The organism is Methylomicrobium lacus LW14 (genome assembly GCF_000527095.1).
Lineage (GTDB): Bacteria > Pseudomonadota > Gammaproteobacteria > Methylococcales > Methylomonadaceae > Methylomicrobium > Methylomicrobium lacus.
On record NZ_AZUN01000001.1, the window covers coordinates 1,321,199 to 1,346,543 of the forward strand.

General features: G+C 52.4%; 19 protein-coding genes. 8 read left to right on the forward strand and 11 right to left on the reverse strand.

Annotated elements, in window-relative coordinates:
• Nucleotides 1–117: 117 nt before the first annotated feature.
• Genes METLA_RS0105940 through darG form a run of 5 tightly spaced genes read left to right on the forward strand, consistent with a single transcriptional unit; the run spans nt 118 to nt 7,824 of the window.
• Nucleotides 118–3,225, forward strand: coding sequence for a type I restriction endonuclease subunit R (locus tag METLA_RS0105940; RefSeq protein ID WP_024297670.1), 3,108 nt, complete (start codon nt 118–120; stop codon nt 3,223–3,225).
• Nucleotides 3,219–4,853 (forward strand): HsdM family class I SAM-dependent methyltransferase, encoded by a 1,635-nt coding sequence (locus METLA_RS0105945; protein WP_024297671.1) that lies wholly within the window; start codon nt 3,219–3,221, stop codon nt 4,851–4,853. The genes METLA_RS0105940 and METLA_RS0105945 overlap by 7 nt, the downstream gene beginning before the upstream one ends.
• Nucleotides 4,846–6,123 (forward strand): restriction endonuclease subunit S, encoded by a 1,278-nt coding sequence (locus METLA_RS0105950; protein ID WP_024297672.1) that lies wholly within the window; start codon nt 4,846–4,848, stop codon nt 6,121–6,123. The genes METLA_RS0105945 and METLA_RS0105950 overlap by 8 nt, the downstream gene beginning before the upstream one ends.
• A gap of 4 nt (nt 6,124–6,127) precedes the next feature.
• Entirely contained in the window at nt 6,128–6,769 is a 642-nt protein-coding gene (gene darT, locus METLA_RS0105955; RefSeq protein WP_024297673.1) for a type II toxin-antitoxin system toxin DNA ADP-ribosyl transferase DarT, read from the forward strand.
• An 8-nt stretch (nt 6,770–6,777) separates the two neighbouring features.
• Nucleotides 6,778–7,824 carry a type II toxin-antitoxin system antitoxin DNA ADP-ribosyl glycohydrolase DarG gene (darG, locus tag METLA_RS0105960; RefSeq protein WP_024297674.1) on the forward strand — a complete coding sequence of 349 codons (1,047 nt, stop codon included), beginning with the start codon at nt 6,778–6,780 and terminating at the stop codon, nt 7,822–7,824.
• A 523-nt stretch (nt 7,825–8,347) separates the two neighbouring features.
• On the opposite strand, the gene METLA_RS0105965 is transcribed toward darG, so the two are convergent.
• From METLA_RS0105965 to METLA_RS0105980, 5 genes are all read right to left on the reverse strand, one after another.
• A complete protein-coding gene (locus METLA_RS0105965) occupies nt 8,348–8,677 on the reverse strand; it encodes a PIN domain-containing protein (RefSeq protein WP_245598741.1) in 330 nt (109 codons plus the stop codon).
• Nucleotides 8,652–8,996, reverse strand: coding sequence for a UPF0175 family protein (locus METLA_RS0105970; RefSeq protein WP_024297676.1), 345 nt, complete (start codon nt 8,994–8,996; stop codon nt 8,652–8,654). Before METLA_RS0105970 ends, METLA_RS0105965 begins: the two co-directional genes overlap by 26 nt.
• A gap of 103 nt (nt 8,997–9,099) precedes the next feature.
• Nucleotides 9,100–9,285, reverse strand: a complete 186-nt coding sequence (locus METLA_RS21840) for a DUF3780 domain-containing protein (RefSeq protein ID WP_084480079.1) — start codon at nt 9,283–9,285, stop codon at nt 9,100–9,102.
• Nucleotides 9,269–10,126 (reverse strand): pirin family protein, encoded by an 858-nt coding sequence (locus METLA_RS0105975; protein WP_024297677.1) that lies wholly within the window; start codon nt 10,124–10,126, stop codon nt 9,269–9,271. Before METLA_RS0105975 ends, METLA_RS21840 begins: the two co-directional genes overlap by 17 nt.
• A gap of 29 nt (nt 10,127–10,155) precedes the next feature.
• A complete protein-coding gene (locus METLA_RS0105980; RefSeq protein WP_024297678.1) occupies nt 10,156–10,758 on the reverse strand; it encodes an FMN-dependent NADH-azoreductase in 603 nt (200 codons plus the stop codon).
• Nucleotides 10,759–10,860: 102 nt separating this feature from the next.
• Here METLA_RS0105980 and METLA_RS0105985 point away from each other — a divergent pair, with 102 nt between their 5' ends.
• On the forward strand, nt 10,861–11,766 hold the full coding sequence (locus METLA_RS0105985; RefSeq protein WP_024297679.1) for a LysR family transcriptional regulator: 906 nt from the start codon (nt 10,861–10,863) through the stop codon (nt 11,764–11,766).
• A gap of 43 nt (nt 11,767–11,809) precedes the next feature.
• Here METLA_RS0105985 and METLA_RS0105990 read toward each other — a convergent pair whose 3' ends face one another.
• From METLA_RS0105990 to METLA_RS0106010, 5 genes are all read right to left on the reverse strand, one after another.
• The gene (locus METLA_RS0105990) at nt 11,810–14,104 is read right to left on the reverse strand and encodes an FUSC family protein (protein WP_024297680.1); all 2,295 of its coding nucleotides are present in this window, start codon (nt 14,102–14,104) and stop codon (nt 11,810–11,812) included.
• Entirely contained in the window at nt 14,101–15,288 is a 1,188-nt protein-coding gene (locus METLA_RS0105995) for an HlyD family secretion protein (protein WP_024297681.1), read from the reverse strand. The genes METLA_RS0105990 and METLA_RS0105995 overlap by 4 nt, the downstream gene beginning before the upstream one ends.
• A gap of 18 nt (nt 15,289–15,306) precedes the next feature.
• Complete coding sequence (locus METLA_RS0106000) at nt 15,307–15,576, reverse strand: YtcA family lipoprotein (RefSeq protein WP_024297682.1); 270 nt, start codon at nt 15,574–15,576, stop codon at nt 15,307–15,309.
• Between the two features lie 115 nt (nt 15,577–15,691).
• Nucleotides 15,692–17,158 (reverse strand): TolC family protein, encoded by a 1,467-nt coding sequence (locus tag METLA_RS0106005; RefSeq protein ID WP_024297683.1) that lies wholly within the window; start codon nt 17,156–17,158, stop codon nt 15,692–15,694.
• A gap of 402 nt (nt 17,159–17,560) precedes the next feature.
• Nucleotides 17,561–17,938 carry a hypothetical protein gene (locus METLA_RS0106010; RefSeq protein ID WP_024297684.1) on the reverse strand — a complete coding sequence of 126 codons (378 nt, stop codon included), beginning with the start codon at nt 17,936–17,938 and terminating at the stop codon, nt 17,561–17,563.
• 1,094 nt (nt 17,939–19,032) lie between these two features.
• On the opposite strand from METLA_RS0106010, the gene glgX reads away from it, so the two are divergent.
• Both glgX and METLA_RS0106025 read left to right on the forward strand, forming a co-directional pair.
• On the forward strand, nt 19,033–21,135 hold the full coding sequence (gene glgX / locus METLA_RS0106020) for a glycogen debranching protein GlgX (RefSeq protein ID WP_024297685.1): 2,103 nt from the start codon (nt 19,033–19,035) through the stop codon (nt 21,133–21,135).
• A gap of 291 nt (nt 21,136–21,426) precedes the next feature.
• Nucleotides 21,427–22,674 (forward strand): N-acetylmuramoyl-L-alanine amidase, encoded by a 1,248-nt coding sequence (locus METLA_RS0106025; protein WP_024297686.1) that lies wholly within the window; start codon nt 21,427–21,429, stop codon nt 22,672–22,674.
• A gap of 135 nt (nt 22,675–22,809) precedes the next feature.
• Here METLA_RS0106025 and rnr read toward each other — a convergent pair whose 3' ends face one another.
• A complete protein-coding gene (rnr, locus tag METLA_RS0106030) occupies nt 22,810–25,062 on the reverse strand; it encodes a ribonuclease R (protein WP_024297687.1) in 2,253 nt (750 codons plus the stop codon).
• Between the last annotated feature and the right edge of the window lie 283 nt (nt 25,063–25,345).

The following is a 25,345-nucleotide window of genomic DNA, read 5'->3' on the forward strand; positions in this document are numbered from 1 at the left end:
TATTGCAAGAATCCAAAAGAAACCTGCACTTCATAGCTAAATTGACTTTAGGGCAACTGGAAACTAGAACTCCGGCATCAAAATTGATGTTGGATTGATTTCTTTTCAAAGGAATTCATGAAATTCACAGAAGATACGCGCGTCAAGATTCCCACCATTCTGCATCTGGTTAGACTTGGTTACGACTACCTGTCGCTGAAAGACCAACAATGGGATACAGACACCAATATCTTTCCGGCACTATTCAGTCAAGCCATCGCCACGATAAATCCAGAAATGGACGATGCGGATATTGGCCGCTTGCTGGATGAAGTCAAACTGGCGCTCGACAACGACGACTTAGGCCAAGCGTTCTACCAAAAGCTGACCGACCGTTCCGGCAACAAGCTGATCGACTTCGAGAACTTCGGCAACAATAGCTTCCACGTCGTCACCGAACTGACCTGCCAAAACGGCGAAGAAGAATTCCGGCCCGACATCACTTTATTGATTAACGGCATGCCACTGGTGTTTATCGAAGTCAAAAAGCCCAACAACCGCGAAGGCATACTCGCCGAACGCGACCGCATCAACAGACGCTTTCAAAACCCTAAGTTCAAACGCTTCATCAACATTACCCAGTTGATGATTTTCTCCAATAACATGGAGTACGATGAAGACGACGTACAGCCGATACAGGGTGCGTTTTACGCTAGTCCGGCCTACGGCAAGCCAATCTTCAATTATTTCCGCGAAGAAGAAGTCCTGAATCTGACCGCATTGCTCAGGCTATTACCGGAACAAAGCGAACTGAGCGTTCTGAAAGACAACAACCTGGAAGTGATCCGAAACAATCCGGAATTCATCACCAACAAAGACCCCAACCGCCCCACCAACCGGATTTGTACCTCGCTACTCAGCCGCGAGCGCTTGGCGTTTATCCTTCGTTTTGCTTTGGCCTACGTGCACGAAACCGACGGCCTGCAAAAGCATGTGATGCGCTACCCGCAGTTGTTCGCCACCAAAGCCATTGCCAACAAACTCGATGCCGGCGTCAAAAAAGGCATCGTCTGGCATACCCAGGGCAGCGGCAAAACCGCACTGGCCTATTACAACGTGCGTTTTTTGACCGATTATTTCCAACGCCAGCACATCATCCCCAAGTTTTATTTCATCGTAGACCGTCTGGACTTGCTGACCCAAGCCAAAGGCGAATTCAGCAGTCGCGGCCTGATCGTCCACACTATCGATTCGCGTGAAGCCTTCAGCCGAGCCATCAAAGCCACTCAGGTCATCCACAATCATTCCGGCAAGCCGGAAATCACCGTGGTCAATATCCAGAAGTTCGAGGATGACCCGAATGTGCTTTCAACCCAGGACTACGATGTTTCTATACAGCGCGTGTATTTTCTCGACGAAGTGCACCGTAGCTATAACCCGAAAGGCAGCTTTCTCGCCAATTTGGACGAATCCGACCGCAACGCCATCAAAATCGGTTTAACTGGCACGCCGCTGCTCGGCACCGATTACAACTCGCGCATGTTGTTTGGTGATTACATTCACAAGTACTACTACAACGCCTCGATTGCCGACGGCTACACCTTGCGCCTGATCCGCGAAGAAATCGCCACCAACTACAAACTGGCGCTGCAAAAAGCCTTGGCCGACTTGCAAATCCAACAAGGCGACCTCGACAAAAAGCAGGTTTACGCGCATCCAAACTTTGTAGAACCGATGTTGGAATACATCGTCAGCGATTTCGAAAAAAGCCGGGGAGCGCTGAATGACGGTAGCATAGGCGGCATGGTGATTTGTGACAGTTCCGAACAAGCCAAACAATTATTCGAACTGTTCACTGCCAAATACGCCAAGGCATCCAAACCCACACTACAGGCCGCCAACGACGGTGAATTCATCGAACTGAAACAAGCCGCCGAACCCCAAGCCGATTACAAAAGCCAGAAAAAAGCCGCCAACCAAGTAACCAGCGCGGCCTTGATTCTGCACGACGTTGGCACTAAAGAAGAGCGCAAAGCCTGGGTGGACGATTTCAAAGCCGGTAAGATCGATTTTCTGTTTGTTTGCAACATGCTGTTGACCGGCTTTGATGCCAAGCGCCTGAAAAAACTGTATCTGGGCCGAGTGCTGAAAGCTCACAACCTGTTGCAGGCGTTGACCCGCGTTAACCGTAGTTACAAAGATTTTCGCTATGGCTACGTGGTGGACTTCGCAGACATCAGCAAGGAATTCGACGAAACCAACCGCCGCTATTTCGAGGAGCTACAGGGCGAGCTGGGCGACGAAATGGAGCAATATTCCAAGCTGTTCAAAACCCGCGAAGAAATCTCCGCCGAAATCGACCACCTGAAAGATGTGTTGTTTCACTTCAATCTGGATAATGCCGAGGAGTTTTCCCAGCAACTCAACCAGATCAACGACCGCGAACAGGTGCTTACGCTAAAAAAAGCCCTGGCCGACGCCAAAAGCCTGTACAACCTGATCCGCCTGCAAGGCGAATACGACTTTTTGCAGCAACTGGATTTCGATAAGCTCAACTGGTTGTACCGTGAAGCCAGCAACCGCCTGGATTTGCTGAATTTAAAAGAAAACCTGGAACAAGGCACCGATACCGCCAATTTGCTCAATATCGCGCTGGAAGACGTGATTTTCCAGTTTACCAAAATCGGCGAAGAAGAGCTGGTGTTGGCCGACAAGCTGAAAAACACCCTGCGCCGAACCCGCGAAGCCCTGGCCAGCAACTTCGACCAGCAAGACCCCAAGTTCGTCAGCCTCAAAGAAGAGCTGGAACGGCTGTTCAAGAAAAAGAACCTCTCGGAAGTCACTCAGGAAGAAATGAACGCCAATATCCACACCTTGAACAAAATCCACGAGCGCGTCAAAGAACTGAACCGCCAAAACAACCAACTGCGGCAAAAATACCAAGGTGACGCCAAATACACCCGTCTGCACAAACGCCTGATTGAGCGCGGCGGCTTGTCCGATTCTGAACGCAAAATCTTCGAAGCGCTGACCGGCGTCAAACAGGATGCCGATGAAAACGTTTTGCAAAACACTCAAATGCTGAACAACGAAAGCTTTTTCGAGCGAACCATCATGCCGATTGTCATCGACCGATTCATGAAACAGCAACAAATTAAACTCAATCCCGACGCCAGCCGCTACATCAACCATCTGGTCGTCGCCGAATATCTGAACGAATTTAACAACGGAGCCCGTGCGTGGTAGAACTGGAGTTTCAACAAAAAACCAAAAGCCTGATCGACAGCCTGAAGAGCATTTGCGCCAATTATGGCCTGGGCAACGATGGTAATGAATTCAAAATCATCACCCAGACCTTTCTCTATAAGTTCTTAAACGACAAATTCGCTTTTGAAGCCAAAAAAATCGACCCAACGCTAGCGCAAGCCGACAAGTGGGAAGAGGCGCTGGCCAAGCTCAGCGCAGACGATCTGGAAATGCTGCAATTGCAACTGGGGCCGGATACCGCGCGTCTGAAACCCAGCCATTTCATCAATTACCTGTTCAGCCAGCAGAACGCGCCGGATTTCGCCAAACTGTTCGACGACACTCTGATGGACATCGCCATCAGCAACAACGATGTGTTCGCAGTCAAAACCGATGGCGGCGCAAAAGTGGTGCTGTTCGACCGACTCAGCAACTACATTGCCGATGATTCCAAACGCGACGAATTCTGCCGTGCTCTCATCAACAAACTGGTGGAGTTCAGCTTCGAGCGCATCTTTAACCAGAAATTCGATTTCTACGCCACGATCTTCGAATACCTGATTAAAGACTACAACAGCAACAGCGGCGGCAAATACGCCGAGTATTACACCCCACATGCCGTAGCCCGCATCATGGCGGCGATTCTGGTGCCGGAGGATCAGCGCGGTATCGTTAAAAACGTCAGTGTCTACGACCCGTCGGCGGGTTCCGGCACTTTATTGATGAACGTCGCCCACGCCATCGGCGAAAACCGCTGCACGATATACACCCAGGACATTTCGCAAAAATCCTCCAATCTGCTGCGCCTTAACCTGATTCTGAATAATCTGGTGCATTCCATACCCAACGTCGTGCAGGGCAACACCCTGCTGCATCCGTCGCATAAGGATGGCAGCGAGTTAAAACGCTTCGATTACATCGTCTCCAATCCACCGTTCAAAATGGACTTCAGCGACTTCCGCGACGACCTGGACACCAAAGCCAACAAGGAACGTTTTTTTGCCGGTATCCCCAAGATCAAGGCCAAGGCCACCGACAAAATGGAAATCTATCAGTTGTTTCTGCAACACATCATTTACTCGCTGAAATCCGGCGGCAAGGCGGCGGTGGTCGTGCCGACCGGTTTTATCACCGCTCAATCCGGCATCGACAAAGGCATTCGCGAACATCTGGTGAATAAGCAAATGCTGGCCGGCGTCGTATCCATGCCCAGCAATATCTTCGCCACCACCGGCACCAACGTCTCCATCCTGTTCATTGACACGCTGAATTTGGGCAAGGTGGTGTTGATCGACGCCTCCAATCTGGGCGAGAAAATCAAGGACGGCAAAAACCAGAAAACCGTGCTTACCGCCGCCGAAGAGCAACGCATCATCGACGTGTTTAATGGCGAACAGCAGCAAGACGATTTTTCCGTGGTAGTCAGTTACCGCGACATCGCCGCCAAGAATTACTCACTCAGCGCCGGTCAGTATTTCGACGTGAAGATTGAATATGTCGATATTACTCCCGAGCAGTTTGCCTCGAAAATGCAGGCATTTAGCGACAATCTGGATAGCCTGTTTAGTCAGTCGCGTGAGTTGGAAGTGGAAATTAAAAAACAGTTGGCAGGGCTGAAGTATGAGTAATAGCCACGCGTTTATAAAATTCGGTGAAATTGCCGATTTTAGAAATGGGTTAAACTTTGACAAAGAAAGCCACGGTAAAGGCTGTTTGCTGATCGGAGTGGCAGATTTTCAGAAACACTTTACCCCAAGCTATGAATCATTGGAGGAAATTAATCCAGATGGTGTGTCCAGAGAAGAAGACTATATAAAGAAAAACGATCTGATTTTTGTGCGTTCAAATGGGAATAAATCTTTAGTCGGTCGAAGCTTATTTATTGATCGAGATATTCGAGCGCTTTACTCTGGATTTTGTATTAGAGCTAGGCTTAAAAATGATGTCATAAACCCACTTTTTTTGGCTTATTACACCAAAACAAATCATTTTAAGGCTTCAATTTCATATGCTGCTGGCACAAACATTAATAACTTAAGTCAAGGAATTTTAAGTGAGGTAAATGTTCCTCACTATTCAAAGGAAAGTCAGCTAGCAATTACCAATGTACTTTCAGCGATTGACCAAAAAATAGAACTCAACAACCGCATCAACGCCGAGCTGGAAGCGATGGCGAAGACCTTGTATGACTACTGGTTTGTACAGTTCGACTTTCCCTTCGACTTCGCCCAAGGCAAGCCCGCCGCCAACGGCAAACCCTACAAATCCTCCGGCGGCAAAATGGTCTACAACCCAATCCTGAAACGGGAGATACCGGTGGGGTGGAATGCAACATCGCTTTGGGATATTGCCAAATATTACAATGGCCTTGCTATGCAAAAGCATCGTCCAACTAACGATAAGTTTTTGCCTGTGATTAAAATCAGAGAAATGAATGATGGTTTCTCTGATAGCACTGAAAAGGCAAGTATAAATATCCCAAAAGAAGCGGTAGTTAACGATGGCGATGTTTTATTTTCATGGTCGGCTACCTTGGATGTAAAGATTTGGTCACAAGGTCCTGGCGCATTAAATCAGCATATATTTAAAGTAACCTCCGATAAATACCCAAAGTCGTTCTATTATTTCGAGCTTTTAAATTATTTGAATCATTTCAAAATGATGGCCGAATTGAGAAAAACAACAATGGGTCATATTACGCTTGATCATCTTAAGCAAGCGAAAATATCCTTGCCATCACTAGAGCTTTTGGAACAAGCAGCTCAATTTATTGAACCAATATTTAATAAGCATTTGATGCTCGAAAAAGAAAATAGAACTCTAAGCACTATTCGCGATTGGCTCCTCCCCATGCTGATGAACGGCCAAATCACCGTACAATCGGCAACCACGGACTAAGGCCATGACCGTTCCCGCCCACCCCAAGCTATACCACATCGTCCATGTGGATCGGCTGGCCTCGATTATCGAGGCAGGCGGTTTGTGGTGCGATGCGGCGGTGATGGCGAACCAAATCAGTGGCACGACCATCGGTATGAACAACATCAAGCAGCGCCGTTTGCAGGAACTGACGCTCGCCAGCCACCCGGATTTGCACGTGGGCGATTGCGTGCCGTTTTATTTTTGCCCGCGCTCCATCATGTTGTTTATCATTCGCCAAGCGAATCACCCTGAGCTAGACTATCGCGGCGGGCAAACGCCGATTGTACATTTACAGGCCGATTTGTACGCCAGCGTTGCATGGGCACAAGAACAACAGCGACGCTGGGCATTTACTTTGTCTAATGCCGGTTCGTATTATTTTGAGGACCGTTGGGATTTGAACCAACTGAACCAGTTGGATTGGGCGGCTATCCAAACTAATCAATGGAAGGATTGCAAAGAGGGTAAGCAGGCGGAGTTTCTGATGGAGCGCAGTTTTCCGTGGCATTTAATTGAAAAAATCGGCGTGTATTCGACGCCCATTTACAACCAAGTGGCTAATATTGTTCAGGCGGCAACCCACAAACCGCCGGTTGCAGTAAAGCCTGACTGGTATTATTAGAGGATATTATGATTGAATTGACCCATGGCGACATTTTGCGTGCCGACGTGGAAGCCATTGTAAATACGGTGAATTGCGTCGGCGTAATGGGGCGCGGTATTGCCTTGCAGTTTAAAAAAGCGTGGCCGGACAACTTTAAAGCCTATGCCGTAGCTTGCGACAACAAACAAGTTCAGCCAGGTAGTATGTTCGTATATGAAACCGGGCAACTAGCCAACCCGCGCTACATCATCAATTTTCCAACCAAACGCCACTGGCGCGGTGCCAGCCGTATGGAAGATATTGAGTCCGGTCTTGAGGCGCTGGTCGCGACCATTCGGGAAAAAAATATTCAATCAATTGCCATCCCACCGTTGGGTAGCGGTTTAGGCGGTTTGGCTTGGGCGGACGTTAAACCCAGGATTGAACACGCCATGAGCCAGTTGGCTGATGTTCGGGTGTTGATCTATGAACCAAAAGGGGCACCGGAAAACGACACATTGGCGCGCAATACTGCGGTGCCGAACATGACGGCAGGCCGGGCGGTGTTAATCGAATTATTGCAACGTTATCTGGCAGGTTTACTCGATCCGACCGTCTCATTGCTAGAGGTGCACAAGCTACTGTATTTTATGCAGGAAGCAGGCGAACCGCTGCGTTTAAAGTACCGTAAAGCGCATTACGGCCCCTATGCTGAAAATCTTCGGCACGTGCTGAATGCGATTGAAGGGCACTTTATTTCCGGCTATGCCGACGGCGGCGATGCCCCCGATAAAACATTGCAGTTGGTGCCAGGAGCTGTTGAAGAGGCCAATGCCTTTCTGGAAAGTCACCCGCAGACGCGGGATCGTTTTAATCGAGTATCGAAACTGGTAGAAGGTTTCGAATCGCCTTTCGGTTTAGAGCTTTTGGCTACAGTGCATTGGCTTTGCAAATACGAACAGGTTAAGACTTTTGAGGAAGTTGTTCAGGCAACCCATTCATGGAACGACCGCAAACGCCAATTTACACCGAGACAAATTGAGTTAGCGTTGAATATTTTAAACGGTCAACATTGGTTTGCTACTTCTAGTTGACACCCGGCTATGTCAATAGATATAAGCTATTGATTATATGGATTTTCAAGTAGTATGCAGTTGCTTGATATAGGTCTGAATCGAACTTTTAATGCGGTTGTCCCGTGTTCGAATCCCGGACGACCCACCAACCTTGATTCTACAAAAAAGCAGCTTGCGGTATCGCAGCTGCTTTTTTTATGCCCGTACAAGCCATCCGCATCAAAGTGCCAAAATCCCGCTGTGATAACACATTGGAGCAATCTCGCCAATCCTGATCAGAAGGAGACAAGTGCACTTTGTAGCGTAAACCGAAGCCAGTGGCGCGCTTTTTGGTGAGATCCGGCGATTTGATTTTGTAGGTAAAGTATTACCATGGATCAATGGTTTGTTTATTTTATGCTGGCTGAATAAAATAGGTTAAGCCGTCATTCCGCGGAATCCAGAGTTCAGGGACGAATCGAAGCTTGCCATCCATGGCACTGGATACCCGCTCCCGGCGGGTATGACGAGCCTGCGTAAATCCAGCAAAGTTGAATTAAATCTATTCATTGACGCTAATCAGCACCTGATTGATGACAGCCGCCGAAATGCGAAAATCCGAACGATGCAGCACCTCAAAAACTGCTCGCGCGGATGGGATCAAGCCTTGTTTTTTGGCCAATCCGATGATGGCGGCAGTGCCGATAACACGCAGCCCTTTCTCCTTGGCCACGGCACGGCCCGCCCGCTCATCCATGATCAATAAAACCTGACCAAACAGTGTTGGCAGCCAGGCTAAGCCGCCAACTAGCGCCAGCCCAATCAACGGACTGGAGTCTATGACAACTTTATGCGCCATGTGCAAGCTAGACTTGTTTAAGCCATTGTTCAAGGGTGTCTAAATCCTCTTGTACTTCTTCGGCCGTTTGATCGACGACGGGAATGCCTAAACGCGAGACATGGGCGATAAAACCGGCCAACGTCATGTCAGCCAATTTCGCGGAACGCGCCAGAGATAAATTGCCGTCTTTAAACAAGGCGGTTGCCAAGGCTTTGCGTACACCCGGCATGCCGATTATTTTGGCGGATTTGAGCCCCACCATAACAGCGTCGGGTTCGTTTCTGTTCATGACCAACACCATATCCTCGTGAGCCATTCGCAACGCTTCGCTGGGGTTATTTTTTAAACCGCTGACATTGACAGTTTTCATAGGAAAGTCTTATAGGAAGATAAGATGGGATCATTATAAGCCTAATTGCCAACAATCACACGATGATAATGTGCCCCGTATAACGGCTCCATTCGGAGCCCGTTTACTCAAAATCAAACAAACTGATAGTGTCGGGAGAAATATCTTTGGTAGTGAGTGCCGTCATGCCGAATAACCACCAGCGCTCTTCCGGGCACAAAGCTAACCAGCTACGCACGGCAATCGGAATAGGATCGAACTCCATGCCTTCTACTGCACATAGCCTAACCGGCTCATACCAACTGCCCATTCCTATAGTCTGCAATCGCCTGCTCAATTTGATCCCGTGTATTCATAACGAAGGGACCATACTGGACAATCGGCTCATTCAAGGGTCGGGCAGCAAGCACCAGAAAAGCGGCCTCCTCCTTGCCTGCGTGAACTTCTATCCGATCGCCATCGGACAGCACTCCCGCAGCATGTGTTTCCAAAGGATGTCTTTCCGCCATTGAACCGATTTCGGCCTGGCCCTCGTAAACATACACAAATGCGTTATGGCCTTGAGCAATCGGGTGGACAAAATGTCCGCCTGCCGGGAGGCGAACATCAAGGAACAACGGCTCGGTGCTCAGACCCTGGATTGGCCCGGATATGACCTGGTTCTCCACTTCTGCTGTTCCGGCGATGATTTTGACCCGGCCCCCGCCCTGCAAGCTTAGGATGGGAATGGCCTCGGGCTGAATATCCTGGTAGGCGGCCGGTTTCATTTTCTCGGCAGCGGGCAAATTCACCCAAAGCTGGAAACCGCGCATGCGTCCGCTCTCTTGTTGCGGCATTTCGGAGTGAATGATGCCGCGTCCGGCGGTCATCCATTGCACCGATCCAGGCTTCAAGTCGCCCCGGTTTCCCAGGTGGTCCTGGTGCAACATGTGCCCGTCCAGCATGTAAGTCACCGTCTCGAAACCACGGTGCGGGTGATCGGGGAAGCCGGCGATGTAATCGCCGGCATTCATCGAGGAAAATTCGTCCAGCATCAAAAATGGATCGAGACGCAGTTCCTGGGATTGTCCAAGACTGCGCAACAACTTGACGCCGCCGCCATCGACGGTAGAGATGGCTTTGATCACTTGTTTCAATGTTCGAGTTTGCATATCGTACCCTTATATATCGAATGCCATATTCATGCCGCCAAGTTGGCGAGTTGCTGTTGGGCTTTGGCCAATGCCGCATCCTTGTTTGCCTCGCCCATGTTGAGTCCTTCGGCATAAACGAATTCGACATCGGTGATACCTAAAAAACCGAGGAAGTTCCGCACATAGCCAGTTTGGCTGTCGAGCGGCGTGCCGGCGTACAGTCCGCCGCGCGTGGCGAAGACATAGGCCTTCTTACCGGTCAGCAAGCCTTCGGGGCCGTTTTGGGTGTAGCGAAAAGTCACGCCGGCCCTGGCAATATGGTCGAAGTAAGCCTTCAACGTCGAAGGAATGCCGAAGTTATACATCGGCAAACCGATCACGATGACCTCGGCCTGTTTGACTTCGTCGATCAGTGCATCCGACTCCGCCACAAGGGCCTGTTGTTCCGGGGTTCGCGCTTCCGGCGGCGCAAAAAATGCCGTCACCCGCGGCGCGTCAAGGTGCGGCAAGGGATTCTGTGCCAGGTCGCGAACGACCACCTGTGCATCCGAATGATTTGCGCGCCAGGCGGCGACAAATTGATCGGCGAGTTGGCTGGACTGTCCGCCGGAAGAAAATATGCTGGAGTTGATTTGTAGCAGGGTTTTCATGAGGTTATCCTCCGTTGCTGAATGTGCTTACATTAAACACCCAACTCATTCGATAAAAAAGTATAATATTTTGCTTATACCAATCTAATAATCAGATTAATTATGAAAACACCTCACATTACCCTCGAACAATGGCGATCCCTGATCGTGGTGGTGGATGCCGGCGGTTACGCCCAGGCGGCGGAAATCCTGAATAAAAGCCAATCTGCGGTGACTTATGCGGTGCAAAAAATCGAGTCTCTGCTGGGCGTGAAGGCGTTCGAGATTCAGGGACGCAAAGCCATACTCACGCCGACCGGCCAGATGCTCTACCGCCGTGCATTAGCCTTAGTCGAGGAGGCCGGCGATCTGGAGCGAGCGGCGCACACGCTTTCGGCAGGTTGGGAGGCCGAGATTCACGTCGCGGCGGAAATCCTGTTTCCTTCACGACTGCTGTTGACCAGCCTGGACCGCCTCGGCCAGGAAAGCCCTCGCACACGGATTGAATTGATTGAGTCGGTGCTCGGAGGTACTGATGATGCGCTGCTCAAGGGCGAAGCCGACCTGGTGATTTCACCCCGGATGCCACCGGGTTTTCTCGGCGAACTGTTGATGCGAATTCGCCTGATCACCGTCGCCCATGCCGATCATCCCTTGCATCGGTATGGCCGCGAGTTGACCCGTCGCGACTTGCGCGCCTATCGGCATGTGGTGGTCCGGGATTCGGGCAGCAAGCGCGACCGGCGCGCGGTATCCGTCGAAGTCGATCAGCGCTGGACGGTGAGCCAGATTGCCACGTCGATCCAGGCCGTCTCTATGGGCTTTGGCTTTGCCAGACTTCCGGAAGAGCATATCCGGGAGGAGTTAAAAACAGGACTGCTCAAGCCGCTGCCATTGCGGGAAGGCGGCATCCTTGAAGTCCCGCTCTATATGATCCTGGCCAATCCGGACCTTGTCAGCCCAGGCGTTCGGCGACTGGCCGAGATCATCAGGGAAACCTGCAATCAGTCGATGTCCACCGAGCCATAACACATGGAAGAAAAACATGGCGACGATCGATAGACTCTCCGATTTACCCGTCATTGGAATGACCGGAAATGTTCCACTCGTCAATGGTCAAGCCGGCTTTCGGACGATAGGAAACAGTATCCAGAGCACTTTTCTGGATGAGCTCTACCCGCTCGATGATTTGCTGGTCCAGCATGAAGCGCAGTTCCCATTCCATCGCCAGGTCGGCAGGCAAGCTGTCGATGCGATGGTGTTCCGTGTAGCTTTGTTTCAATAGAGCATAGATGTCGGCCGCCTCCGTCCTGATCTCCTGCGGCTCACCTTGCAGCACCTGCGCCGCATTCTCCAGGGCGCTTGCCAGCGCTGCATCGAAAGCACGGCTATGTTGTTGCAGTTCATCAGGAAAACTGCTGAATTGTTGACCGCTCAGCAAGCGATAGCGGCGCCGAATCTGTAGCAAGCCGGACAGGTTTCCGGCGGCTTCAATCATCGCGCTCAGCGCTTTTCTTTCGTTGGCTTTGTCGATCACTCTTGCATCCGGCTCCAGTATGGCGTGAACCACCAAATCCTGCGCTGCAGCCAGATCTTTTTCTGCGGCCAGGCGCAATGGCAGCGTATGCTTGAGCAATAGGCTCAATTCCGGCAGCCGGGTTGTGAGCTTGGCGAGTGTGTGTAATGCCGCGGCGCCATGGTGGCGGGCCAGCACGATCGAACGCCGCGGCCATAGCGCATAGTCGAGTACTCCCATCACGATCACACCGAGCAAAATGCCTATAACCCGGTCACGCGGCAGATCGAGATCCGCGACCGGACCAAAATCATGCAAGACGAACAGCGCGAACGAAAACCCGAGTTGCCTGCCCATATAAGCGATCCGTTCGCTGCCGGAGGAAATCCAGGCCGCCATGGCCCAGAACGGGGCCGTCGCCAGCGCAAAGCCGGCGATGGTGTCGAGCTGGGACTGGAATACCAGTACATAAAAATAGGCGCAGAGCCCGCCCAGGGCCGCCCCCGACAAACGCAATAGCGAGAGCCTGTAGTCGGCGCCGAGGCTGGTTTGTGCGGCGACCAGACAGGTGGGTATGGCGGTATTGATGCCCGGCCAGTCCAGGCTTTCGATGATCAACGTGCAGAGTATCGCACCGAGCGAAAATTTGATTCCGAATTGCAGGCTGTCGGCATGCGCAGCCCAGAAGTCATAGCCAAACCAGGCTGGAAACCAGCCCTCGGTTTCATTATCATCGGTTTCAGCGGCTAGGGTTTTAATTTCAGGCGCAGGCTCATGCAAGTCATGCAGCAACCCGGCGATCCGTTGGAGCGCGCGCCAAATGGAGGTTAACAGCGAAGGGTGAGTTTGCAGCGAATAACGGTGCAGCACGTCATCGGATAGCAGCGTCTCTATTTGCCCGGAAACATCGCGCGATTTTTCCACGCCTTGCCGTAGCGTTGCGCAGGCGCTTTGCAAAGCCAGGTAGACATTTAATTTTTCCTGATTCATCGGTTGAGCGCGATACTCCACCGTCAACACCTGGTCCAGCCAGAGGGCCAGTTGCCGCAGGCCGTCGATTTCAAGCAGAAGGGCAAGGTAGGTATCATGCCGTTTATGCGTGGAAGGATGTATCAGTTCCGCATTGGCCAGCAAACCCATCACTTTGCCGAAGCTGCCGGGGCTCGACAGTTTCGCGATGACCCGGTCATGGATCGTCACGCCGCTGTCGGCCAGGCGCGTACTCAAAATAGATTCCACCGCCATCAGTTGCTCAGCTATGCTCGCCTTCAGCAGCTTCTGCGGGTCTTGCGGCTTAATGATCAGGTGCACCACCGTCCAGGAGCCGATAGCCAGCACGCCAATGATCGGGATATTCCACAAGGCGTTGTAGATGCCTTGATCGGGAGCGCTTGGGCTGTACAGCACCGCCACCGAATACCATAGCGCAATGCCGGTGGGCCAGGCGGTCAGGCGTGCATGAAACAGTGCGGCCGCCATGATGATGAAAGACAAGGGTAAGAGCAGCCAAGCCTCATTGCCGGCTAACATCAGCGTCAATACCGATATGATAGTGGTGACGATGATATAGCCCAGCTGACGCATCCCGAATGCCAGCGATTGGCCGGCATTCGCATAGGCATCGTAACTCAGACAGATCAGCAGCGCGATCGCCCCCAACGGAGGCACATGCAAGGCTTGGCTGACTAGCGCAATGGTCAGCGACACGATGAACAGGCGAAATGCAGCGACCCGCCGCCCTGGAAAATCGCTGAGTTCAGCCGTCAGGAATTGCGTCAGGCCGGTGCCGAACCAAAGGCGGCTTCGACTTTTGTCCGAAAACGAAGCGTCCTGCGTATCGCCGTTGTTCATTGCTGCATCCGGGTTTTGCCGGCTCCCTCCTCACTGGCCGGCGAAACCTTAGGAATTTCGGCTGGACGATCCAGAACGGTGACAAAAGCGGTCATACCCATGCGCAGCGGATGCTCGGGGTCGCGTTCCTTTATCTCGATCCGCACCGGAAAACGCGATGCCAGGACAACCCAGTGCAAGGTGCGCTCAACCTCCGGCAATACGCCTTGTTGCTTCGTATTATCGGGAGAGTTGGCCCAGCCGATACCGGTCACCACCCCGCTAAAGCGTTTTCCCGGATAGCCAACCAGAAAAACTTCGGCGTCCTGGCCGGGACGGATGGATTGCAGATACGTTTCTTTGAAGTTGGCGATCGCATACCAGTGGCGGTCATCGACCAGCGCGAACAACTGTGTTCCGATCTTGGCGTATTCGCCTTCGCGGGTGTTCAGGTTGGTGACATAGGCATCGAAAGGCGCCCTGACCGAACAGTATTCCACGTCGAGTTCGGCGGCGGCAACGACCGCCTTGGCCGCTTCGATGTGGGCATTGACGTTACCGACCTGGGCAATTAACGACACGGCGCGGCGGCTCTCGCTTTTGGCTTCGGCGATCGCGCTCCGGGCCGAAAGCTCCTTGGCCCGCGCATCCGCCAACTCTGCACGCGAGGCAGCGTACTTGGAACGGGCCTGCTTGAGCTCATCCGCCGTGACGTATTGTTTCTCCGCCAATGGCTCAATGCGTTCGAGATAGTTATGCAGATACTCATCCTCGGCCTCGATTCGGTTGATTTCAGCCTCGGCAGCGGCGCGCTGGTGTTCGAGCCGCACGATGGCAATCTCTGCGGAACCGCTGGAGGCGCGCCGTGAATCCACTTCTTTTTCGGCCAGCAGCAATTCCGCCCTGGCCTGATCCAGTTTGGCCTGATAGGGGCGTGGATCGATCACATACAGCAAATCGCCCTTTTTGACGTATTGATTGTCTTCGACATGCAATTCCACGATACGGCCGCTCACCTGGGGCGCGATGCCGACGATGTTGGCCCTTACCATCGCATCGTTGGTGCGGGGGTGCTGATAGTTGATGCGCCAGGCCAGCGCTCCGGTGATCAGCGCGCCCAGCACGATTAATGCACCGATGATACGCCCGAGCGTCATGCGGCGTTTAAGGTTTATATCGTAATGATCGGTTTGACTGTTTTCCATAATGAACGGCGCCCGTGTTTACGTCGAGTAAAATAACAACCAGATCACAAAGGTGCACAACGCCCACAGGCTCGGCACGATCAATAGCGGCGGCCCGAGATACGGCGCCAGCCTGTGCCGCACCAATTGCCACATCAGCACCATGCTTGCCATCAGCCCGGCAAGAATACAGATAACCCAGGCAGGCCAGAACGAACCCTGAATACTCAGCATCGGGTCGCAAGCCGTCAAAAAAAACGCGGAAATAACCGGAACCGCCGTTTTTCGTAAACTCGACAGGAACGTCATCATTTGCGCCTGGGCATGGAGGAAAACTTCAATAATTTTCGTAATATCATAGGGTTGATTTTAGGGTGTATTCAACGGGGCCGGATTTTACAATAAATGAGTTTTCAAAAGTCAGCTAGGGAAGGCTACGACCCAGCCCTTCGCCATCCGTATTCAAATCTCCCCGGCTTTGCCCTCCGGAAGCATAAACCAGGGTTGCCGCGGATCGCAGCAAGGTGGCGCGGCTATCGATTTCGGTATAACGGGCGCGCGCCAGATCCTTTTGCGCGGACAGCAGTTCTATCACCGTCGAAAATCCGTGGGTATAAGACTCTTGTGTGGCGGCATAAGATTCTTCGGCGGCTTTCAACAAGGCTAACGCAAACTCGCGTTTTTCCAGCGCGGTTTTGGTATCGGCATAGGCTTTCCAGATATCGCGCATAATTTCCAGACGCAAGGCTTCAAGCTCAGCCCTGGAAGCCTCTTTCCGGGCCTCCGCTTCGTGCACCGCATTGCTGCGTTCAAAGCCGTCGAACAAGGTCCATTCCACGTTCAGCATCGCGGTGCCGACCAGATTGCTGGCCGAATAGGTCTCGTTACCGGGCGGATTTGTGCGCACATTTCCCCAGTATTGATTGCCAATCGTGCCGCCAAGGGAAAACTTGGGCCAGAATTCGGCCCTGGCCTTCTTCACTTCCGCTGCGCGCGCGCGCAATTCCGCAAGACGCGCCATCAGATCGGGACGTTGCTCCAAGGCCTGATCGACAATTTTTTCGACCGACGGCTCAAGGCCTGCCGGCAACGGCAGCTTGCTCAGGTCGATCAGTTTCAGGGTATAAGAAGGCGAGATGCCCAGGTTCGTCGTCAGATCGGCCTTTGCCTGAAGCACAGAACCGCGGGCATCCTGGAGATCATAGCTGGATTTCGCCTGCTCCTGAAGCGCCAGCAGCAAATCGGGACGTGTCGCCAGCCCCTTGCCGAGTTTCGCCTGAACCGAAGCCGAGCTGACGCTGGCGGACTCAAAGGTTTGCTGTGCCGCCGTGACCTTGGCCACCGCCGCCTGATAAGCGAAAAAACTGCTTGCAACCCGATAGGCTATTTCCTGGTGTTTGCGGTTGAAGGCAAAATTTGCGGCGTTCAAACGCTCTGCGCCCGCATCGACCTGGGCTTCCCGGCGTCCGAAATCGAACAGTGTCCACGCCAGATCCAGGCCGCCATAAGAGGAGTGGCCATCGCTGACCAACGCGCCGCCGGGGATCGGGAAGCTGGTTTTGAAATATTGCCCGAACGCCATCGCCGTCAGCGTCGGATACCAGGCGCTGCGATTCCTTTCGAGCCTGGCAGCGGCGGCTTTCGCCTCTTCCCAACTCACCCGGGTTTCCGGATTCGCATGCAAGGCCAGATCGACCAGCGCAGGCAGATCGTAGATTTGCAGGGTATCGATCTGGCTTTCTTCAAGCGAACGGCTGGATAGTGGGAGTTGCTGAATGCCGGCTGTGATCGTGTCATCATGCCAGTCAACGGCGGGGGCGGGCGGAGCCGACAAAGAGGGTTCATCCCATTGCGCGGCGCTCGGCGACACGCAAGCGGTCAATACCAGCACTGTTGGTATCGCCGCAACACTGACAATCCGAGGCAGGCATGCCAACAATCGAAGCAAATTATCGTATCTGTGGCGCAGCACCTCTCGCAAACTTAATGACACTTTGTTCAAACGTTAATTTTGTTATGGAATGACTGTATTTTCGGAAGCTTAACCTGCTGTTGAAAAACGCATTTTGCAAAATTCGGCACCGATTGAATACCTCATACAGCAATAAATCCTGGTTTACAAGATTAACATAATTTCTATAGACCGGACTATTGCTGTATTAGTAACTTCTGTATTTCTCAAAACCGACCGAATCTGCCTGCTACCAACATCAAAACCCTTATCCGTAAATCACGAATAAGGGGTGTTGATGAGCTTAAATTGGCTGGCTTGTTAGGTACAGCCATGGCCAGCTTAGTGGGAAGAGGCATAGATTTGTTGAATTTCCTTATAGCGGTTGGCTGCATCGGTTAACGATTCCTTGGCCGCCTGCACATCGTTGTTCTTCAGTGCGTTACGCGCTTGATTCAAGACGCCACTGGCCCGGTTGCGTTTCACATCGAGCACATTATTAGCGATATCTTTTTGCGTTTGGCGGGCGTCGGAAACTATCTTGCCCACCGCCTCGTTGTCGGTGCCATTGTTCAGGGCCGTAATCGCTTCTTCGACTTTTGCTAGCGTCGTATCGATAGCCACTTTAACATCTTCATACGTTGGATTTGCGACCGCAAAAGCGCTGGATGACGCCGCAGTGATAACGAAAGAAGCCAGAATTTTTTTGAATGTGTTCATAAGGTAAACCTCGGAGTAGATAAATAGAGTCTGTTTACATAGCGATTGAAATGAGCTTTGTGTAAGCCGGATTCGGGTTAATCGCTAAGTACGGTGAAATTCTAGCAGAATATGTACTAATAAGAACTATATTTGTTCTAATAAAAACAATATTTTTTAAAAGTCTCCCCTACGCACTCCGCACCTTTACCGCACCATATGAATTTAACCAATATATTTCAATTATTTATGTTGCTTTAATGACATCCTGCGCGTGCATTGGCTTGACGTTGAACTGCGCACGCTTTAAGCCGCAGCACCGGCAAAGGTTGCCGAAAATCACGAAAACAATGCCAAACTTCTGCCGCATGACCTCACCGCAAGATCGCATTTACGAGGCCAAATCTGTACGCTTTCGGGTTATTTTCCAGCGTCGGCGTTCAACTAATCACCGTTGCTGACCAAGCCACATGACGGTAAAAAACTTGAGGTTATTGAGGATTAAGATTATTATTTTTGTTCTAATTAGAACAAAAAGGTTAAAATATTATGCAGTCTCTCTCCACCTTCCCCAACGTACTGCGTGAATTAACACGAACCCATCAGACATCAAAACGCTTGACGCGGCTTTACTGCGGTTGCGTCGAGGTGTCACGGCAGCGCGTTGCAATGCAAGCGGAGAGCTTTCAACCGAAACGGATGGCTGGTGCGCCAAAGTTAAAGCTGTCTGCAAACATTATCAAGAAGAGAGTCCCGCCCAAAATGGCTGAGACTGACGTCCGGCGAATCATCTGACCAAAATCTTGTACGCCCACCCGCTTACACCCATTTCCTGTACGCTGAATTACTCCTCCCGTTGCCAAGCCAGCACAATCCGTGTAGATTTATGCTTACAGGCACCCATTCCCGCCCTCGCCTCTGCTTTCACACTAATTTAATCTCATTAGGTTTGTTTTTTGCTTATACTGAATTTGGCGAGGGCCGAGTTGCCTTATGCATTAGCAAAAGGAAATATCCTAATTTATCTCACAAAGTACAAATAACGCCGTCCGCATCCGCGCTCGCCGGTTAAAAGAGCATGGCGTTAATGCAAATTCGATAGAAGGAAAAGTTCGTTGGCCGAAATTTATAATATCAAGACAGGTTATCCTTATCCCGCCGGCGCGACGGCGAATCCAAACGGCGTCAATTTTTCGATTTTCAGCCGTCATGCGACAGCCGTTGAGTTGTTGCTGTTTGAAACCGCCGAAAGCCTGGAGCCGTTTCAGTCGATCACGTTGCAAACGCAAGTAAACCGGACCTTTTACGCGTGGCATGTCTTTGTCGAAAAGTTGCCGGCCGGTGTCTGGTACACCTGGAGGATGGACGGCCCGAACAATACTCCGCAATCGGGACAGATGTTCGACAAGGACAAACATTTGCTCGATCCGTGCGCGCGCGCGGTCAGCCAGAAACTTTGGGACCGGAAGGCCGCCTGTTTGCCGGGCGACAATATCCGCACCTCGATGCGCAGCATGGTGATCGATGACCATTATGACTGGGAAGGCGACGTGGCGTTGGCGATACGCAGCGAGAACGCGATCATTTATGAATTGAACGTGGGCGGCTTTACCCGTCATCACAGCGCCGGAGTCAAACATCCGGGCACCTTTGCCGGCCTGATCGAGAAAATTCCTTACCTGAAAGAACTCGGCATCACGCATGTCGAATTGCTGCCGGTGATGGCGTTCGACGAACAGGACGTACCGTCCGGCACCGCGGATCTGGGCCTGTCGAATTACTGGGGCTACAGCACGCACAGTTTTTATAGCCCGCATCCAAGCTACTGCGTGACGCCGGAACAAGGCACACATATCCAGGAGTTTCGCGATCTGGTCAAGGCCCTGCACAAGGCAGGCATCGGCGTGATTCTGGACGTGGTGTTCAATCACACCGCGGAAGGCGGCACAGGCGGGCCGATCATCAATTTCAAGGGCATCGACAGCGAAATTTATTACCACATCGATTCCTTGAACAAGACCATATTCCGCGACTATACCGGCTGCGGCAACACGGTCAACGCGAATCACCCTTTCGTATCCAATTTTATCGTCGACTGTCTCGAATACTGGGTCGAGAACATGCATGTCGACGGCTTCCGCTTCGACCTGGCCAGCGCGATGGCGCGCGGCGAAGGCGGCATGCCGCTGCGTGATCCGCCGGTATTGTGGGCGATCGAATTATCCGAGAAGCTGGCCAGAACCAAACTGATCGCCGAAGCCTGGGACGCGGCCGGTTTGTACCAGGTCGGCAGTTTTCCGGGCTACCGCTGGGCCGAATGGAACGGCATCTACCGCGACGCGGTGCGGCGCTTCCTGCGCGGCGAAAAAGGTCTGATCGGCGATCTGGCGACGCGCCTGTGCGGCAGCAGCGACCTCTACCATCCCGAAGGGCGTCTGCCGATCAACAGCATCAATTTCATCACCTGCCACGACGGCTTTACCCTGCTCGACCTGTTCAGCTACAACGACAAGCACAACCTGGCGAACGGCGAAAGCAACCGCGACGGCTGCAACCATAACTTGAGCTGGAATTGCGGCATCGAAGGACCGACCGACAACCCGGATGTCAACGAGTTTCGGATCAAACAGGTCAAAAACGCGTTTGCGATTTTGCTGCTGAGTCAGGGCGTACCGATGTTTCTGGCCGGCGACGAACTGCTGAAAACCCAGCACGGCAACAATAACGGCTGGTGCCAAAATAACGAATTGACTTGGTTCGACTGGAATATCAGCGCTGGCAAGCGCGAGATCATGCGCTTCGTGCAGCGCATGATCGCCCTGCGCAAACGCAATCCGTCGTTGATGCGCCGCCGCTTCCTGAGTGGCCAGAAACACAACGAAAACAACTTGCCCGATATTTCCTGGCACGGCGCGCGGATCGACCAACCGAACTGGTACGACCCGGAAGCGCGTGTGCTGGCGTTCACACTGGCCGCCGCCAGCGAAGGCAGCGGGCATCTGCATGTGATGTTGAACATGTCGGACAGCAAGGTCGAAATGGAACTGCCGCCGCTTAAACACATGAGCTGGCACCTGGCGATCGACACCTCCAAAACGTCCCCGCACGACGCGATCGATCCCAAGGACCAGACCAAACATAAACGCAAGCATTACACGGCCGAGCCGAAATCGGTCGTTGTGATGGAAAGTTCCCCCTCAACATGGCGGGAATTTTAAACCCGCGGCATAACCCCAAAAAGGGCGTTTAAACGCCCTTTTTTATGTCCATATTTGTCTTTACACCTGCCCGGCGAACCGATTTCCGATAAAATCCATGGACTTGCAGGCCTATGTGAATAGGCTTGATCTTCAGCGCCTTCTTTCACCGCTCCGTCCGCTCCATTCCCCAAGATGCCGCATCCCAACCGGGCATTTAATTTTCTCTAAATAATTTTTGTTTACGTCTATGTAAAACAAGTACATATTGCTATAATTTAAACGAAATTATCATTGATTTGGGCGGCGGCCATGAGACATTTCGCTAACTTATTCTTTTTGCTGGCGTTACAACTTTTTTCCAGCCTCGTCCTGGCGGAACCGGTGAATGTCAACTCATTGCATTTCTGGAGTTCGGCGAAACAAAGCCGAATGATGATAGACGTGTCTGCCATTCCCGCGCATAACATTTCATGGGTCAACCAGCCCGACCGGCTGGTGATCGATATTGACAACGCGCGCCTGAAGGGAAAGCTGTCGCAGCCGCCGGCTTCGCATCCTTTTTTTTCCAGCATCCGCGCGAGCCAGAAACAGAAAGTCCTAAGAATCGTGGCCAACCTGAAAAGACAGGTCGGTTATGAAAGTTTCACGCTGAATCCGAACAAGATGTATGGCCACCGCCTGGTCGTCGATCTGACCGATAAAGGCCCACTCTCCGCTGGCGATGCCGCTTCGGAAAAGCCGATCGCGCGCGCGGCTAAAACCGAAACGAAGGCATCCGCCCTGCAAAAAGTCACAAAGAAAGGCGGTAATCCGGCCAAAGAAACGTTGCCGGCCGAACGTAGCGGCAGAAACATCGTGGTTGCGATCGATGCAGGACATGGCGGCGAAGATCCGGGCGCGCATGGCCCCGGAGGCACCGAAGAGAAGCGCGTGGTGCTCGCGATCGCCAAAAAACTGGCGGCGCTGATCAATAGCCAAAAGGGTATGCGCGCGGTGTTGGTGCGTAAAGGCGATTATTATGTCGATCTCAGAAAACGCATGGAGATTGCCCGCGCCGCCAATGCCGATTTGTTTGTTTCGGTGCATGCCGACGCCTATCAGAAAGCCGATGTGAAAGGCGCATCGGTATTTACGCTGTCCAACCGCGGCGCTTCGAGCGAAGCGGCGCGCTGGCTTGCCAACAGCGAAAACGCGGCCGATCTGGTCGGCGGCGTCCGCCTTGACGACAAGGAAGAGGTGCTGGCGTCGGTGCTGCTGGACTTATCGCAAACCGCGACGCTGGAGGCTAGCAGCAATGTCGCCAAGCATGTGCTGAAAAGTTTTCAAAACATTGGCGGCCTGCATTTTACGACCGTGCAGCAAGCGGGTTTTTTGGTGCTGAAATCACCGGACATTCCATCTATCCTGGTCGAGACGGCGTTTATTTCCAATCCGGGCGAAGAGCGTAAACTGAATAGCACGGATCATCAGTCGACTATTGCGACGGCGATTTTCAAAGGCGTGCGCAGCTACTTCAAGCAATATACGCCGAACGACACACGGGTGGCGGGACTGTAAAGGGTTTCGTCAGGGGCGGGTTGTGCATCCTCTTTCGTTCCGAGGCCCCATATGACGTCCAGACCTGCCAGGTTTTAAAAACCTGGCAGGTCTCCGGCATTCCCACACGCCACAGGGGAGCGCCGAAAGCTTGGCTTATGTCTTTTTCTTCCTTTGCCGCGACCTGCTGCGAGACTTCGTCTTGGCAGCCGCACTGCGTTTTTGGATCAATTCAAAATCAATCTTCTTTTCATCCAAGTCAACGCGCACGACCTGGATCTTGACGCTGTCGCCCAAGCGGAACACCGTGTTGGTGCGCTCGCCGCGGAGCTGGCGGCTGACCGGATCGAAATGGAAATAATCCTGGCCCAGATTGCTGATATGCACGAGGCCTTCGACATAAATCTCTTCGAGTTCGACGAAAAAACCGAACGAGGTAACCGCCGAGATCAAGCCGGAAAACTCCTCGCCGATCTTATCCATCATGTACTCGCATTTGAGCCAGAGCACCACGTCACGGGTCGCATCGTCGGCGCGCCGCTCGTTCGCGGAGCAATGCTCGCCGAGCAATACCATATCGGGATGGCTATAAACGAAACTTTCCGGTTTTTTGCCCTGCAAGGCGTGGCGGATACCGCGGTGCACGAGCAGGTCGGGATAACGGCGGATTGGCGAGGTGAAATGCGCGTATTCTTCTAGCGCCAAACCGAAATGGCCTTTTATATCGGGACTGTAAACGGCCTGCGACATCGAGCGCAGCAGCACGGTTTGAATCAGATGCGCATCGGACCGCTCCTTGATCGACTGCATCAGGTGCATGTAATCGAGCGGCGTCGGCTTTAGGCCGCCGCCCAGCTTCAAGCCGACTTCGCCGAGAAAAGTTTGCAGCGCCAGCAATTTGTCCGCACTGGGGCCTTCGTGAATGCGCAGCAGTTTGGGAATTTTTTTCTTGTTCAAAAAACGCGCCGCCGCCATGTTCGCCGCGATCATGAACTCTTCGATCAGTTTATGCGCGTCGTTGCGCACCAGCGGCACGATGCGGTCGATTTTACGCTCCTTGCCGAAAATGATCCGCGTTTCCTGGGTATCGAAATCCATCGCGCCGCGCTCTTCGCGGCTGAGGCGCATCGCCTGATACAAGGCATACAGCTCCTTAAGATGCGGCAGAAGCACCTTATGTTTGTTGGAAAGGGCTTTGTCATTCTCGACCAGCATCTTCGAAACTTCGGTATAGGTCAGCCGTGCATGCGAGCGCATCACGCCTTCGAAGAAGCTCGATCGGACCACGTGCCCCTGACCATCGATCAATAGCTCGCAGACCATGCACAGCCGGTCGACATGCGGATTCAATGAGCAGAGTCCGTTCGACAAAATCTCCGGCAGCATCGGGATCACTTTTTCCGGAAAATACACCGACGTGCTGCGGTTTTTCGCCTCCTGATCGAGCGCCGTGCTGACTTGAACATAATGCGAAACGTCCGCGATCGCGACCAGGAGTTTCCAGCCTTTCGAGGTTTTTTTGCAAAACACCGCATCGTCAAAGTCGCGCGCGTCCTCGCCATCGATCGTGACCAGCGGCGTATTGCGCAAATCGACCCGGTTTTGCTTGGCCGCTTCCGGCACCTCCTCGCTGAATGACTGGATTTCTTCGAGTAGCGCTTCCGGCCATTGGTAAGGTAAGCCATAAGAGCGAATCGCCATTTCGATTTCCATGCCGGGCGCCAGATGATCGCCAAGCACTTCAATCACACGGCCGATCGGCTGCCGGACCTTGGTCGGCTGCTCGAGGATTTCGGCGATCACGATCTGGCCGGGTTTCGCCGCACCGAAGTGGCCTTGCGAAATCAGCACGCTCTGCGCGATATTTTTGTTATCGGGCACGACATAGAAAAAGCCGTCCTTCACAAAACGGCCGACGACCTGCTGCGTATTGCGCTCCAGAATTTCGACCACCGCGCCTTCTCGGCGGCCTTTTTTATCGAGACCGGCAATGCGCACCATCGCGCGGTCGTTATGCAGCAGCGCGTTCATCTCGCGCGGCGACAGATACAGATCATCCGAACCGTCGTCGGGGCGCAGGAAGCCATAGCCGTCCGGATGTCCGAGAATACGCCCGACGATCAAATCCTTGTTATTGACCAGACAGTATTTCTGTCCGCGGTTGAACAATAATTGTCCGTCTCTTTCCATCGCCCGGAGACGCCGGCGCAGCGCTTCCAGTTGCTCGTCGTCGCTCAGCGCGAAAGCTTCGGCAATTTCCGCACGCTTGAGCGGCTTGCCGGCATGCTCGATGTATTGCAGGATCAGTTCGCGGCTCGGAATCGGACGCTGATATTTTTCGGCTTCGCGTTCGGCGTAGGGGTCGTGGGTTAAAGTGAAGTCAGCGACTTTTTTTGACTTTGACGGCATTTAGAAATGAATAAATAACTTGGATGGGATGAGTGGATTGAACGCTTGCCCCGAAGATTTGGCGGCATCGAAAAAATCCAGGATAAAAACTTGATTGCTCAACATGTTGATATATGATACACGCTTCCAGGCCTGGAGATTAAAAAAACTCGCGGCGTTGGCGCAAAAATCTCTGCGTCGGCGCCTGAAATGACGCACGTTTTATCGGAAGCCAGTAAAAAAATTTTAAATTTGTTTGACAACCTCAAAATCGGCACGTATAATGTGCAAATCAACTGAGATA